The organism is Rhizobium sp. K33, from assembly GCF_056501445.1.
The window spans coordinates 1,796,902-1,811,486 of sequence record NZ_CP096478.1; the positions used below are offsets into that span (position 1 = coordinate 1,796,902).

Here is a 14,585-nt window from a genome sequence, read left to right on the forward strand (position 1 = left end):
ACCTCGAGAACGATCGAGGTCTAATCGGGAAGTTTGAAGAATCCCCAAAAACCGGGTGTAAAATATACCGTGTTGACCACAAAAAAGGCCGGGCATGACCCGGCCTTTCATATGGTGTCAAAACTTGTCAGCCGAGCGCGGCTTCGACGGCGGCGATCGCCGCATCGGCCTGTGATCCATCCGGGCCACCCGCCTGGGCCATGTCCGGACGGCCACCGCCGCCCTTGCCGCCGAGTGCAGCCGAGGCCAGGCGAACCAGGTCGACCGCGCTCAAGCGATCGGTGAGATCGGGCGTGACCGAGACGACAGCACTCGCCTTGCCGTCTTCGGCGACAGCAATCAGCAACACAACAGCGGTCTCGAGACCGGCCTTGGCCTCATCGGCCATGCCCTTCAGATCCTTGGCATCGATCCCGTTGAGCGTGCGGCCGATGAAGTTGATGCCGTTCACCTGCTTCGGAGCCTCGGCACCGCCGCTTGCGCCGCCGCCCATGGCGAGCTTCCGCTTGGCATCCGCCAGTTCCTTCTCGAGCTTGCGACGCTCTTCGACCAGCGCTTCGACGCGAGACACGACATCCGTCGGCTGCACCTTCAGCGTTGCCGCAAGCGTCTTCACCCGCTCGTCCTGCTCGGCGAGATAGGCGCGGGCCGCATCGCCCGTCAGCGCCTCGATGCGACGCACGCCCGCACCGACAGCACTTTCGCCAACAAGGCGCACCAGGCCGATGTCGCCGGTCGCCGACACATGGGTGCCGCCGCACAGTTCCGTCGAATAGGACTTGCCCGCCTTCTGGCCGCGCACCGCCTTGCCCATCGACACGACGCGAACCTCGTCACCATACTTTTCGCCGAACAGCGCCATGGCGCCCTCGGCAATCGCATCGTCGACAGCCATCAGACGGGTGGTCACCGGCGCGTTCTGGATGATGATCTCGTTGGCCATCTCTTCGACGACCTTCAACTCCTCGGCCGAGATCGGCTTCGGATGCGAGATGTCGAAGCGCAGACGCTCGGGCGCCACCAGCGAGCCCTTCTGCGCCACATGCGTGCCGAGAACCTCACGCAGAGCCTCGTGCAGGAGGTGCGTGGCGGAATGGTTGGAGCGCAGACGCGCGCGGCGGGCGTGATCGACATTGAGCGTAACCGCGCCACCAGCCGTCACAACGCCGTTCTGGACGGTGGCGACATGCACGAAGACGCCCTCGCCCTTCTTCTGGGTATCGGTGACCGCGAGCGAAAAGCCTTCGCCGACGATTTCACCAGTATCGCCCATCTGGCCGCCGGACTCACCGTAGAACGGCGTCTGGTTGACGACGATCTGCACGTCCTCGCCGGCACTCGCCTGGTCGACGACCTTGCCGTCCTTGACGACGGCGAGGATCTGGCCTTCCGCGGTTTCGGCGCTGTAGCCGAGGAATTCGGTGGCGCCGAACTTTTCCTTGAGCTCGAACCAGACCGTTTCCTGCGCCTTGTCGCCGGACCCGGCCCAATTGGCGCGCGCCTCGGCCTTCTGCCGCTGCATGGCGTCGTTAAAGCCGGTGAGGTCGACGCCGATGCCGCGGCCGCGCAGCGCATCCTGCGTCAGATCGAGCGGGAAGCCATAGGTGTCGTAGAGCTTGAAGGCGGTTTCACCATCGAGGCTGTCGCCCTTGTCGAGGGTGGCGGTCGCGTCGGACAGCAGTGTCAGGCCGCGCTCGAGCGTCTTGCGGAAACGGGTCTCCTCAAGCTTCAGCGTCTCGGAGATGAGCGCCTCGGCGCGGACCAGTTCCGGATAGGCGCGACCCATCTGCTGCACCAGGACCGGCAGCAGCTTGTAGATGATCGGATCCTTGGCACCGAGCAGCTGCGCATGACGCATGGCGCGGCGCATGATGCGGCGCAGAACGTACCCGCGGCCTTCATTGGACGGCAGCACGCCGTCGGCAATGAGGAAGGCGGACGAGCGCAGGTGGTCGGCGATTACGCGGTGGCTGGCGCGACGCTCGCCTTCAGCCTTCACGCCGGTCAGGTCGACAGAGGCGTCGATCAGCGCGCGGAACAGGTCGATATCATAATTGTCGTGCTTGCCCTGCAGCAGCGCGGCGATGCGCTCGAGGCCCATGCCGGTATCGATCGAGGGACGCGGCAGATTGATGCGCTCTTCCTTCGTCACCTGCTCGTATTGCATGAAGACGAGGTTCCAGATTTCGATGAAACGGTCGCCATCTTCTTCCGGAGAGCCCGGAGGGCCACCCCAGATATGATCGCCGTGATCGTAAAAGATTTCCGAGCACGGGCCGCACGGGCCGGTGTCACCCATGGCCCAGAAATTGTCGCTGGTCGGGATGCGGATGATCTTGTCGTCCGACAGGCCGGCGATCTTCTTCCAGAGGCCGTGCGCCTCGTCATCCGTGTGATAGACGGTGACCAGGAGACGGTTGCGGTCGATGCCGAATTCCTTGGTGATCAGGTTCCAGGCAAGCTCGATCGCCCGTTCCTTGAAGTAATCGCCGAAGGAGAAGTTGCCAAGCATCTCGAAGAAGGTGTGGTGGCGGGCGGTATAACCGACATTGTCGAGGTCATTGTGCTTGCCGCCGGCGCGCACGCATTTCTGCGCGGTCGCAGCCGTCGTGTAAGGGCGCTGTTCGAGACCGGTAAAGACGTTCTTGAACTGCACCATGCCGGCATTGGTGAACATCAGCGTCGGGTCGTTGCGCGGCACCAGCGGGCTGGAGGAAACGACCTCGTGACCGTTCGTCTTGAAGTAATCGAGAAAAGTCGACCGGATGTCGTTTACACCGCTCATGTCACGCCCTTCATTCAGGCCGGGAAGCCGGCCAATTTGCAAAATCAATGGCTTTTATCGCCCGGCTCACTTGCTGTCCAGCAGTCGAAACGAAAACCGGCCGCGCTTCGGGAGAAACGCAGCCGGTTCGAAGAACCCTCGAGGATGAGGCGATTAGATATCGTCGGCACCGTCGCCGTCATTGGCGTCAGGACCACCATTCTGCAGGAAGCGCTCGGCGATCAGACCGGCATTCTGGCGAAGCGCCATTTCGATTTCCTGGGCAACGGCGGGATTGTCGCGCAGGAAGAGCTTGGCGTTTTCACGGCCCTGGCCGAGACGCTGGCTGTTGTAGGAGAACCAGGCCCCCGACTTTTCGACGATGCCGGCCTTAACGCCGAGGTCGATCAGTTCGCCCGTCTTCGAGACGCCTTCGCCATACATGATGTCGAATTCGACCTGCTTGAAGGGAGGCGCCATCTTGTTCTTGACGACCTTGACGCGGGTCTGGTTGCCGACGACCTCTTCGCGATCCTTGACCGCGCCGATGCGGCGGATGTCGAGGCGGACCGAGGCATAGAACTTCAGCGCGTTACCGCCGGTCGTCGTTTCCGGGGAACCGAACATCACGCCGATCTTCATGCGGATCTGGTTGATGAAGATGACCATGGTCTTGGAGCGCGAGATCGACGCGGTCAGCTTGCGCAGCGCCTGGCTCATCAGACGGGCCTGCATGCCCGGCAGGCTGTCGCCCATTTCGCCTTCGATTTCCGCACGCGGCGTGAGCGCTGCAACCGAGTCCACGACGAGAACGTCGATGGCACCGGAGCGCACCAGCGTATCCGTGATTTCGAGCGCCTGTTCACCGGTATCGGGCTGGGAGATCAGGAGGTTCTGCAGATCGACGCCAAGCTTGCGGGCATAGACCGGATCAAGCGCGTGTTCGGCGTCGACGAAGGCGCAGATGCCGCCCTTTTTCTGGGCTTCCGCAATGGTCTGCAGGGCGAGCGTCGTCTTACCCGAGCTTTCCGGACCATAAACTTCAATGATGCGCCCCTTCGGCAGGCCGCCAATGCCGAGCGCGATGTCGAGGCTGAGCGACCCCGTCGAGACCGTCTCGACTTCGACCACGCTCTCGTTCGCGCCGAGCTTCATGATCGAGCCCTTGCCGAACGAGCGTTCGATCTGCGAGAGCGCCGCTTCCAATGCCTTGCTTTTATCCACCGATTTGTCCTCTACAAGCCGCAAAGAATTCTGTGCCATTTGATCCACCTTTAGGTTATTGAGGCCGCATAGGCAATGAAGCCGCCGATGGGGAATATGTACTCTTTTTGTTCTCATTTTGCAAGAGCAAGCGAAGCGATTGATTTTCAATGGCTATCGGCAGTATGTTCGAAATTCGTTCCGCCCGTTCCGCATGTTGGCAACCCTACAGGCCGGACTGGCGTCCACTGGCTTGATCACGGGCTTTCGATTCGGCTCCAGACTGCTGCGGAGGCGAGAACATGACCATCGAAATCCTGGCCATCGGTGGCGCGCATATCGACCGTCGCGGGCGCCTGTTCGGCGAGACGAAACCGGGCGCCAGCAATCCAGGCCAATGGTTCGAAGAAGCCGGCGGCGGTGTCTTCAATGCCGCCTGTAATCTCTCTCGGCTGGGTCGCGCGGTCAGGCTGATCGCGCCGCGCGGCGGTGATGCGGCAGGCCAGATGGTCGCCGATGCCGCCGAGCGGGCGGGCCTCGATGACCAGCCCGTGATGTTTCTTGACCGCGCCACGCCGAGTTATACGGCGATCCTGGAGCGCGACGGCAATCTCGTCATCGCTTTGGCCGACATGGCCCTTTACGACGCCTTCACCGCCCGGCGCCTGAAGGCACGCTCCCTGCGCGACAGCCTCGCTGCGGCAAAACATGTGCTGGCGGACGCCAATCTGCCGGCAGAAACACTGGCCGCACTCGCGGCAAGCTGCCACGCGTCGGGATGCGCACTGTCGGCCATTGCGATCTCGCCGGCCAAGGTGGTGAAGCTGAACCGCGCTCTTTCGAACCTCACCCATCTCTTCATGAATGGCGCCGAGGCGGAAGCGATCGCCGGCACAAGGCCGGACCACGCCGAAGACTGGCCCGCCCTCCTTCGCGCCACGGGCCTTCAGGGCGGCACAGTCACCAGCGGCAGCGGCCCGACGGTCGCCTTTGGCCCGGAGGGCGTGGCGCTCATAGAACCTGTAGCACTCGACACCATCGCCGACGTGACCGGCGCCGGCGACGCGTTTGCGGCCGGCTTTCTGCATGCGAGGCTGAAGGGCGCGGATCTTGGCGAAGCCCTGCGTCATGGCACGGCAAGCGCCGCGATCACCCTCGCCTCACCCCATGCAACCGATGAAAATCTCTCTGAGGAACGGCTCGCACGTCAGTTGGCTCTTGTCCCGCCGGCCCGTTTCCTGTCATGAGAGCCTGAATTTCTAGCGGAAGATCCCCCATGACCCGTTCCATCTCCTCCCTCCTCCCCATCACCTATTCGAGCGAAGTCAGCGCCGCCAAGCAGCGTGGCGCTCCGATCGTCGCGCTCGAATCGACCATCATCACCCATGGCATGCCCTATCCCGGCAATCTGCAGATGGCCCGCAGCGTCGAGGACATCATCCGCCAGCAGGGTGCGGTACCGGCGACCATTGCCGTCATCAAAGGCGTGTTGCACATCGGTCTCGAACCGGCCGAACTCGAAGAATTGGCGCAGATGGAGCACGTGATGAAGCTCTCGCGCGCCGACCTCGCCTTCGCGATCGCCGAGCGCCGCAACGGCGCCACCACGGTTGCCGCCACGATGATTGCCGCCTATCGCGCCGGCATCCACGTCTTTGCGACCGGCGGCATCGGTGGCGTGCATCGCGGCGCGGAAGAAAGCTTCGACATCTCGGCCGATCTTGAAGAGCTGGCCCGCACCGCCGTCATCGTCGTTTCCGCTGGCCCGAAGGCCATCCTCGACATTCCCAAGACGCTGGAGGTGCTGGAAACACGCGGCGTTCCGGTCGTCACCTATGACAGCGAAGACTTCCCGGCCTTCTGGTCGCGCAGCTCGGGGCTGAAGAGCCTCCTCAACCTGCAGAGCCCGGCGGCAATCGCCAACTTCCAGAAGATGCGCGACCAGCTCGGCATCGATGGCGGCATGCTGATCGCCAATCCGGTTCCCGAAGCCGACGAGATTCCGCGCGAGGAGATGGAAATCTATATCAGCCGCGCTCTTGCCAATGCCGAACGCGACGAGATCGCCGGCAAGGCCGTGACGCCTTACCTGCTCGACAACATCTTCCACCTCACCGGTGGCCGCTCGTTGAAGACCAACATCGCCCTGGTGGAGAACAACGCTCGTCTGGCCGCAGAAATCGCCGTCGCGATGAACGGCTGATCCCCGAACAAGGCCTGAAACAAAGAACCCGCCGGAGCGATCCGGCGGGTTCTTTCGTTCTAAGGCCTGACGGACAAGATGTCAGGCTTCACCGTCCAGCATCTCGCGCACGGCAACGGCGAGCTGCTTCAGCGAGAAGGGTTTGGGCAGGAAGCCGAATTTGGCATCGGCCGGGAGGTTGCGGGCAAAGGCATCCTCGGCATAACCGGAGACGAAGATGAACTTCAGGTCCGGATACTTCTTTCGCAGTTCGGTAAGCAGGGTGGGGCCATCCATTTCCGGCATGACGACGTCGGAGACGACGATATCGACTGCACCGTCGAGTTCGTCCATGATGTCGAGCGCCTCGACACCCGAACCGGCTTCGTGAACGGTATAGCCGCGCGTCTCGAGCATGCGTTTCCCGCCGCGCCGGACCGCCTCCTCGTCTTCGACAAGCAGAACGACGGCCGACTTGCCCGTCAGGTCAGGCGCATCCTGCGCCTCGACCGTGGCCGCTGCCGGGGCGACGGTGATCGTGTCGCCGCTGACGGAGGCCATGACCTGTCCTTCCGGAAGCGCCTGAACCTCCGCCACGTGACGCGGCAGGAAGATGCGGAAGGTCGTGCCCTTGCCCACCTCCGATTCCGGATAGATGTAGCCGCCCGACTGCTTGACGATGCCATAGACCATCGCAAGGCCGAGACCCGTGCCCTTGCCGACCTCCTTCGTGGTGAAGAAGGGCTCGAAGATCTTGTCCATGATTTCGGGCGCAATGCCGGTTCCGGTATCGGCGACTTCGACCAGCACCATGTCTTCGGACGGCAGACCGCGATAGCCGAAGGCACCGGCTTCCTCGGCATCGACGTTGCGGGTCGAGACGGTGATCGAGCCACCCTCGGGCATCGCATCGCGAGCATTGACGCAGAGATTGATCAGCACCTGCTCGAACTGCGAGAGGTCGGTTTTCACCGGCCAGAGATCCCGGCCATATTCGACGCGAAGCTTCACATTGGTGCCGGAGATCAGGCGGTCGACCAGCATGCGCAGATCACCGATGACATCGGTCAGGTTCAGCACGCTCGGCCGCATGGTCTGCTTGCGCGAGAAGGCGAGCAGCTGGCGCACGAGAACGGCGGCGCGGTTGGCATTGCGCTTGATCTCCATGAGATCGGCAAAGCTCGCATCCGAGGGGCGCGCCTGCAGAAGCAGGTGATCCGAAGAGAGAAGGATGGCCGTCAGCACGTTGTTGAAGTCGTGCGCGATACCGCCGGCCAGCGTGCCGACGGCGTTCATCTTCTGCGTCTGCGCCATCTGCGCTTCGAGCGCCTTCTGGTCGGTCACATCGACGGCATAGACGATGGCCGCCTCTTCCGGCGCCTCGTCGCTCTGATCGATGACGGCATTCACGTAGAAGCGGAAGTGTCTGACGTCATTGGTCGGGTGGCGACTGTCGATCGGCGGAATGTCGCCTTGGCGGTCCATCGCCGCCGCAAGCGCCTCGCGGAAACCTTCCCGCTCGTTCTCGTGCAGCACGACTTCGATCAACCCGTGACGCTCGATTTCGTCGCGCGAGATGATGTCGGCGAAGAGCTTCATGAAGGGCGCGTTGGTCCGCAGGATCCGGCCCTCGCCGTCGACGGAGGCAATGGCCATCGGCGTATTGTTGAAGAAGCGGGTGAAGCGCATGGAAGCGACCGAATCGGACTGGTCGCTCCCCTCGCCTTGGGCGCGCGACAGGACGATCGACCGGCTCTCGCCCGGCGCGCCGTCGCGAGCAGCCTTCACGCGATGCACCAGTCGAACCGGCAGGCTCTGGCCGTTAACGCGGCGCAGGTCGAGATCAAGCGTCTCGGTGCGCGCCTGCCCCGGTTCGGCCTGCACCGAATCGATCAGCGCCATGCCCTCGCCGGCCACAAGATCGGAAATCGTCATGGAGCCCGGATTGAACTGGGTGAGATCGACGCCGAGCCACTCCGCCAGTGTGGCATTCAGATAATAGATCTCGCCCTTGCGCCCGGCCGAGAAGAAGCCGGCCGGTGCATGGTCGAGATAATCGATTGCGTGCTGCAACTCCTTGAAGAACCGCTCCTGATCGTCGCGCTCGGCGGTGATGTCGGAGATCTGCCAGACATGCAGCGGCTTGCCGCGGCCTTCGCCCGGCAGAAGCCGCGCCTTCAGACGATACCAATGGGCACCGGAGCCGTTGGCCGTCTGGTTGCCGAGCGGCTTCAGCAGTCGAAACTCTTCATAGCTGTCGCGCCCTTCGCGCAGCCCGTTGGTCAGTCGGTAAAGCGCCTCGCTCGATTCCCGGTAGCGGGAAAGCAGCGCCTCGAGCGTCTGGACTTCGGTCGCCTTACGCGCGCCCGTCATCTGGCCATAGGCGGCATTCGCAAAGACGATGCGGCCTTCCGCATCCGTGATCAGCGTACCCTCGGGCTGGCTCGCGAGGAAGCGGCGGGCAAGCGTATCGCTGTTGGTCTGCGGCATCACCTCGACGAAACCGATGACCGCCGAGACGATGAAGAAGATGCCCATCATCGCCAGGATGCCGAGCACGCCGAGAACGATCTGGTTGTCGAGTTGGTCCCGGAAGAAGATGAAGGCGGCCGAGGCTGCGATCAGGACGAGCGCGAGCAGCAGGATACGCAGCGCCATGCCGACGCCACCGCGGCGATCGACCAGCGGGCCGTCTCCATCTCGATCAAACTGCTGTCGTGTCATGGATGCCTCATGCGTAAGCGCAAAACTGATCCGCCATCGCGAGAATCGGCGCTGCCTCCTGTTTATCAATTTGCCTTGACAGCAAAAAGCAAAGAAAGGGCCAGATGGCCGCCGGAGGCTGCTCTCCCACAGGATTGCCGCATTCCTGGCCGAGCATTTGACGGATCGTGCGCCGCAGGCCGCAAATCCTTGCGCGTTGCAAGATTGCGGAAGGGGACGTCTTCTGACAGAAAGCCAGATAAAAGGAGCACGACAATGCTGGATGACCTGATCTCGGCCTATGGCAATCGTTTTCTCGTGGCGGCACTGGGTGTTAGCCTTGCCCTGCTTTGCCTGTTCATCGTGCTTTGGATCCTGCGCAACCGCGCGCCCTCGCCCTTCGTCCGCGGCGGACGCAATCGCCAGCCGCGTCTTCAGGTTCTGGATGCGGCAGCCGTCGACACCCGCCGACGTATCGTGCTGATCCGGCGCGATAATGTCGAACATCTTGTGATGATCGGCGGCCCGACCGATATCGTGATCGAGAGCGGCATCGGTGACGAGCGCGCCTATCTGAGTGCGCGGGCTGTCAATCCGCTGCCTCTGGAAGAGCAGTCCGAACTGCCGAAACCGGCGGAAGCCCCGGGACTCGCCACGATCGAACCGCCGGCAGCCCGAATCGCAGCACCGTCTCCGGCCGCAAGCATGCCAATCGACCTGCCCGCAAAACGTCCGTCAGCCCCGCAAACGCCGCCGGCGGAACCGGCACCGGTCCAGGCCCGCGCGGCGCAGGCGCCCGCACCGGCAGTCGAGCAGCGCCGCCCGAAAGCCGCGCCTGTTCGTCCGGCAGAGCCCACCGCCGACGCGCAACCCGCGCCGGCCGTTGCCCCGGTCGTGGCCTCTCCGATCGTCGCTGCCGTAGCCGCAGCCCCTGTTGTCACGGCGCCGTCGCGCTCCGAACCGGAGATCACGCCAGCCGCTCCTCCCGAAGCCCCGAAGCCGGAACCCGTCGCACGCGTCACGCCTGCGTTTTCCCCGGCACCTGAAGCTCCGGTCACCCGCCCGACGGCAAGCCTGGAGCCGGTCATGGCCGCTGAAGTTAACACAAACTTCGACCCGGTCCGCCTGGACACCGAAACGGCGCGCACGGAGCCCGCTATGGAGCCGGCTGTGACGTCCGGGACTCCGCCGATTGAGGTCTTCCGCGTTGAGCCCGTCGAGCCGGTGATGGCGGAGGTGAAGCCTGAGCCTGCCTCCGAAATGCAGAGCCAGCGTCCGCCCATGCAGTCCGCCCCCGATCTGGGTCCGGCGATCAATGCGCCGGCCGCCGAAGATCTGCTGGAAGCCGCGCGCCAGCGCGTGCTGGTCGCATCACCGGCGCCCGTTCCGCCCCGTCCCTTCGAAGCGCAGAAGTTCGAGCCGCCAGCGGAGATACGTCAGGCAGCACCGGATCCGCAACCAGCAGCCCGCGACATGAGCGATTTCGAGCGTGTCCTCGAAGAAGAGATGGCCCTGCATCTGGCATCCGATCCGACGCCGGCCCAGACGCCGAGAGTGGAGCTTCCGCAGATCCTGCCGGAGACCCGCGCCGATAGACCGCGCCTTCCGGCAACAGCCATCCTGCCAGCGGCTCCGTCTTCGGATCCGCCGGCATCGCCCGCGGCACAAGCGGACAAGGAACCCAATCTGCAGAACGAGATCGCGCGCATCTTTGGCGAGATGTCGGCCAGCCGAAATCCCTGATCACCGGTCGGGATCACCGGCCGCGCATGGCATAAACGAAAAAGACCCGCCGGTGGCGGGTCTGAAAACTTGGGACTGTTTCGAAGACCTCGCGTCTTCACTCGTCGCGATAGACCTTCTCGCGGCGCTCGTGACGCTCCTGCGCCTCGATCGATAACGTTGCGATCGGGCGGGCGTCCAGACGCTTCAGACCGATCGGCTCGCCGGTCTCTTCGCAGTAACCGTAGGTGCCGTCTTCGATGCGCTGCAGAGCGGCGTCGATCTTCGAGATCAGCTTGCGCTGACGGTCGCGGGCGCGAAGTTCGATGGCTCGGTCGGTTTCGGAGGAGGCCCGGTCGGCGAGATCGGGATGGTTGGCGCTTTCTTCGGCGAGGTGGTCGAGCGTCTCGCGCGCTTCTCGGAGGATATCGTTTTTCCAGGCAATGAGCTTGGCTCTGAAGTAAGCCCGCTGGTTCGCGTTCATGAACTCGTCGTCTTCCGAGAGGACATAATTGCTAAGATTGATCTTCTCACTCAACGCGATTCTCCTGAAGAACATCTCAATGGGCGGGTGTATATCCTTTCAACGCAAGCGGTTCAAGCCTCAACAGTGTTTCAACCCCATTTTTAAATCTGTTACATTTTTCATCTAAATTTCTATTTTTTAAGCATAATTTTCTTAGAGCCCGAGGCGCGATATACATGCGACCACCACGATAGGATGATGATCGTCCCGCGCCCACACGGTTGACGGCATAGGCCTAGAACCGGTACTCCAAGGACAGCACGATCTTACGCGGAATGTCCAACGGATGACGCCCTCCATTCAGCTTCCCAAGCGCATCTATCTGCTGCGCCACGCGAAATCCGGTTGGGCCGAGCCAGGTGGCCGTGATTTTGATCGCAGCCTCTCCGACGCGGGCTTCGCGGAAGCCGAACTCCTGGCCGAAACCGCCGCTGACAAGAACTATCGCCCTGATCTCGTTGTCTGTTCCACGGCAAAACGCTGCCGCCAGACGGCCGATGCGATCGGTCGCGTCTTCTCGGGCCTCGTCGAGTTTCGCTATGTCGACGCGCTCTACAACGCCCCCGCCGACACCTATCTCGAGATCGCCAGTTCCACCCGTGGCGTGGATGCGCTCATGCTGGTCGGCCACAATCCGGCGATCGAGGAAGTCTTTGCCAGCCTCTGCGGAAACGATGTCATGGCGCGCACCGTCCCGGAAGGCTATCCGACCTCCGGCCTGGCGGTCATCGACGTCATGGGCGAAGAGGCCTACAGCCTGCGCGATTTCCTGGTGGGCTGACCGCACGGCCACTGACGGCACTGCCTCTTTTTTGCCCCCTCAGCCACGCCTATATGGGGATGGACACATCTTGAACCTCGTGCCGTAAACGCATGTGCACGGCATCGCCCAGCAGGACAGCCCCTTGCCGCCATCCCTCACCAGCCTGACCGACGAAGCAGCGATCACCTTAGACAATCTGGCCGATCGCGCCGCTAATCTGGTCAATCCGACCATCAGGCTCGGCGTCACCGGCCTGTCTCGTGCCGGCAAGACCGTCTTCATCTCGTCGCTGGTCCACAATCTGCTGCATGGCGGCCGGTTGCCCTTGTTCGAGCCGCTGCGCTCCGGCCGCATGACCGGCGCCACACTCCAGGAGCAGCCGGATGATGCGGTACCGCGCTTCCAGTACGAGGATCATATCCGTGCCCTCGTCGATGAACGCATCTGGCCCGATTCGACCCGTGCGATTTCAGAACTGCGGCTCACCATCGAATATCAGAGCGCCAGCACCTGGAGCCGCATGTTCTCGGCAGGCAGGCTTTCGATCGACATCGTCGACTATCCCGGCGAATGGCTGCTCGATCTGCCGCTGCTGGGCCAGGATTACCGCACCTTCTCCGACAACACGACGAAACTGGCAGAGAGCGGCGTCCGCTCCGAACTGGCGCGGGAATGGCTGGCGCTTGCGGCGACGATCGACACCGAAGCCCCTGCCGACGAAATGACCGCAAGGCGCCTGGCCGAAGCCTTCACTACCTATCTCCGGCTCTGCAAGTCGGACGAGCGCTCGCTGTCGACGCTTCCGCCAGGACGCTTCCTGATGCCCGGGGATCTCGAGGGCTCACCCGCCCTCACCTTCGCTCCCTTGCCGGCATTGCCGGAAGGACGGGCACCCAAGGGATCGCTGCGGGCGATGATGGAACGTCGCTTCGAGGCCTACAAATCGGTGGTCGTCAAACCCTTCTTCCGCGAACATTTCGCCCGTCTCGATCGTCAGATCGTGCTCGTGGACGCGCTGCAGGCCATCAATCGTGGCCCGGAAGCCGTGCAGGATCTCGAACGCGCACTCGGCGACGTGCTCGCCTGCTTCCGCGCCGGATCCAACAACATCCTGACCTCACTGGTGCGTCGTCGCATCGACCGCGTTCTCGTCGCCGCAACCAAGGCGGACCACCTGCATCACGAGAGCCATGACCGGCTGGAGATACTCACCAGACGTCTGGTCAACCGCGCGATCAAGACGATCGGCATGAGCGGTGCCGGTATCGAGGTCATGGCCCTCGCCTCCGTGCGCGCCACCCGCGAGGCAAGCGTCAAGCAGGACGGCCACGACCTGCCGGTGATTGTCGGCACCCCGATGGCGGGCGAGCGAATCGGCAACGAGGTCTTCGACGGAAACCGCAAGACGGCGGTGTTCCCGGGTGACCTGCCGCAGGATCCGGAGGCCTATTTCCGTTCCGTCGATGAAGGCGATACCTCCGCGCTGCTGCCGGACCTGAGCATCGTGCGCTTCCGCCCCCCGCAGCTTGAAGAGAAGCAGGGCCTCACGCTCTCCGTCCCCCATATTCGTCTCGACCGCGCGTTGCAGTTTTTGCTGGGAGACCGTCTCGCATGAAAAAACCGACTGTCCCTCCCATGGGCTCGTCCAGCCCGAATGCCAGCGACGCACAGCGGCGACCGGCAGCCTTCACGGTTGATCCCGACGTCAAGCCTCCGGCACCCGCGCAACCGCTAAACCGGGCGCCACGGAGCTTTGCCGGCGATGTTGCGATCGTTCCCGACGAACAGGATCCCTTCCTGGCCGCGGCGGTCGAAGACATGCCGCCTCTGCCCGTTGCCGAACCGCGCCGTCGGCGCTTCTCCTTTGCCAAACTCGCGACCGGGGCCTTCGGGCTCCTGCTCTCCCTCGCCTTCGGCCTCTGGGTCGACCGGCTGATATCGGATCTTTTCGCACGCGCCGACTGGCTGGGCTACGCCGCGATCGCCGCACTCGCTGTCGGTGTGCTGGCGTTGGCCATTGCCGTGGGACGCGAACTCGTCGGTCTGTGGCGGCTGGATACGGTGCAGGATCTGAAGCTTGAAGCTGAAGCGGCGGCGGAAAGCGGCAAACGTGCTCGAGCGGCCGCCGTGGTGGCCAAGCTTACGGGCCTCGTCCGACACCGTCCGGAAACCGCGAAGGGCCAGAAGTCGCTCGATGCGGTCAAAGACGACATCATCGACGCGCCCCATCTGATCGAGCTTGCCGAGAGGGAGCTCCTGGCACCGCTCGACATCAAGGCACGCGCGCTTATCCTCAACGCGTCGAAGCGGGTCTCGGTCGTCACCGCAGTCAGCCCGCGCGCGGTGGTCGATCTGGCCTATGTGCTCTTCGAGGTCGTCCGTCTCGTGCGAGGCATGGCAGACCTCTATGGCGGTCGTCCGGGTTCCTTCGGCATGCTGCGGCTCCTGAAGGACGTGTTCGCACATCTGGCCGTCACCGGCTCGATTGCAATCGGCGATGGCCTCGCTCAGCAGGTGCTCGGCCATGGCCTTGCAGCGCGTCTTTCGACCCGGCTCGGCGAAGGCGTGATCAACGGCCTCATGACGGCCCGGATCGGCATTGCGGCCATGGATCTTTGCCGACCGCTCCCGTTCCGTGCCGCGAGACGACCCGGCATCGGCGACTTCATCGGCGATCTCACGCCATCGATGTCAGGCAAGGATCGCCCGCGCGCGGAGTGAG

The 14,585-nt window shown here is 63.4% G+C and carries 10 protein-coding genes; 6 read left to right on the plus strand and 4 right to left on the minus strand.

Features of this window, described 5'->3' with window-relative positions; all coding sequences use genetic code 11:
- Window positions 1–127 precede the first annotated feature (127 nt).
- The gene (gene alaS, locus M1E12_RS08980; protein WP_479564440.1) at window positions 128–2,785 is read right to left on the minus strand and encodes an alanine--tRNA ligase; all 2,658 of its coding nucleotides are present in this window, start codon (window positions 2,783–2,785) and stop codon (window positions 128–130) included.
- 153 nt (window positions 2,786–2,938) lie between these two features.
- Window positions 2,939–4,027: a recombinase RecA gene (gene recA, locus M1E12_RS08985; RefSeq protein ID WP_113459553.1), complete on the minus strand. Its 1,089-nt coding sequence runs from the start codon at window positions 4,025–4,027 to the stop codon at window positions 2,939–2,941.
- Window positions 4,028–4,269: 242 nt separating this feature from the next.
- Here recA and M1E12_RS08990 point away from each other — a divergent pair, with 242 nt between their 5' ends.
- Window positions 4,270–5,214 (plus strand): carbohydrate kinase family protein, encoded by a 945-nt coding sequence (locus tag M1E12_RS08990; RefSeq protein WP_479564441.1) that lies wholly within the window; start codon window positions 4,270–4,272, stop codon window positions 5,212–5,214.
- Between the two features lie 29 nt (window positions 5,215–5,243).
- Entirely contained in the window at window positions 5,244–6,170 is a 927-nt protein-coding gene (locus tag M1E12_RS08995) for a pseudouridine-5'-phosphate glycosidase (protein ID WP_479564442.1), read from the plus strand.
- Between the two features lie 81 nt (window positions 6,171–6,251).
- Here M1E12_RS08995 and cckA read toward each other — a convergent pair whose 3' ends face one another.
- The gene (gene cckA, locus M1E12_RS09000; protein ID WP_479564443.1) at window positions 6,252–8,873 is read right to left on the minus strand and encodes a cell cycle histidine kinase CckA; all 2,622 of its coding nucleotides are present in this window, start codon (window positions 8,871–8,873) and stop codon (window positions 6,252–6,254) included.
- A 255-nt stretch (window positions 8,874–9,128) separates the two neighbouring features.
- Here cckA and M1E12_RS09005 point away from each other — a divergent pair, with 255 nt between their 5' ends.
- Window positions 9,129–10,595, plus strand: coding sequence for a flagellar biosynthetic protein FliO (locus M1E12_RS09005; RefSeq protein WP_479564444.1), 1,467 nt, complete (start codon window positions 9,129–9,131; stop codon window positions 10,593–10,595).
- A gap of 97 nt (window positions 10,596–10,692) precedes the next feature.
- Here the strand turns inward: M1E12_RS09005 and dksA are convergent, their stop codons facing one another.
- Complete coding sequence (gene dksA, locus M1E12_RS09010; protein WP_113459548.1) at window positions 10,693–11,112, minus strand: RNA polymerase-binding protein DksA; 420 nt, start codon at window positions 11,110–11,112, stop codon at window positions 10,693–10,695.
- 274 nt (window positions 11,113–11,386) lie between these two features.
- Between dksA and M1E12_RS09015 the strand changes: the two genes are divergently transcribed.
- From M1E12_RS09015 to M1E12_RS09025, 3 genes are all read left to right on the plus strand, one after another.
- Window positions 11,387–11,881 (plus strand): SixA phosphatase family protein, encoded by a 495-nt coding sequence (locus tag M1E12_RS09015; RefSeq protein WP_310239329.1) that lies wholly within the window; start codon window positions 11,387–11,389, stop codon window positions 11,879–11,881.
- A 124-nt stretch (window positions 11,882–12,005) separates the two neighbouring features.
- Entirely contained in the window at window positions 12,006–13,478 is a 1,473-nt protein-coding gene (locus M1E12_RS09020) for a YcjX family GTP-binding protein (protein ID WP_479564445.1), read from the plus strand.
- A complete protein-coding gene (locus tag M1E12_RS09025; protein ID WP_479564446.1) occupies window positions 13,475–14,584 on the plus strand; it encodes a YcjF family protein in 1,110 nt (369 codons plus the stop codon). Before M1E12_RS09020 ends, M1E12_RS09025 begins: the two co-directional genes overlap by 4 nt.
- Window position 14,585 lies beyond the last annotated feature (1 nt).

Bases quoted from the DNA above. Each gene is read 5' to 3' on its own strand.
- alaS (WP_479564440.1), bottom strand. From the start codon at position 2,785: ATGAGCGGTGTAAACGACATCCGGTCGACTTTTCTCGATTACTTCAAG.
- recA (WP_113459553.1), bottom strand. From the start codon at position 4,027: ATGGCACAGAATTCTTTGCGGCTTGTAGAGGACAAATCGGTGGATAAA.
- M1E12_RS08990 (WP_479564441.1), top strand. From the start codon at position 4,270: ATGACCATCGAAATCCTGGCCATCGGTGGCGCGCATATCGACCGTCGC.
- M1E12_RS08995 (WP_479564442.1), top strand. From the start codon at position 5,244: ATGACCCGTTCCATCTCCTCCCTCCTCCCCATCACCTATTCGAGCGAA.
- cckA (WP_479564443.1), bottom strand. From the start codon at position 8,873: ATGACACGACAGCAGTTTGATCGAGATGGAGACGGCCCGCTGGTCGAT.
- M1E12_RS09005 (WP_479564444.1), top strand. From the start codon at position 9,129: ATGCTGGATGACCTGATCTCGGCCTATGGCAATCGTTTTCTCGTGGCG.
- M1E12_RS09015 (WP_310239329.1), top strand. From the start codon at position 11,387: ATGACGCCCTCCATTCAGCTTCCCAAGCGCATCTATCTGCTGCGCCAC.
- M1E12_RS09025 (WP_479564446.1), top strand. From the start codon at position 13,475: ATGAAAAAACCGACTGTCCCTCCCATGGGCTCGTCCAGCCCGAATGCC.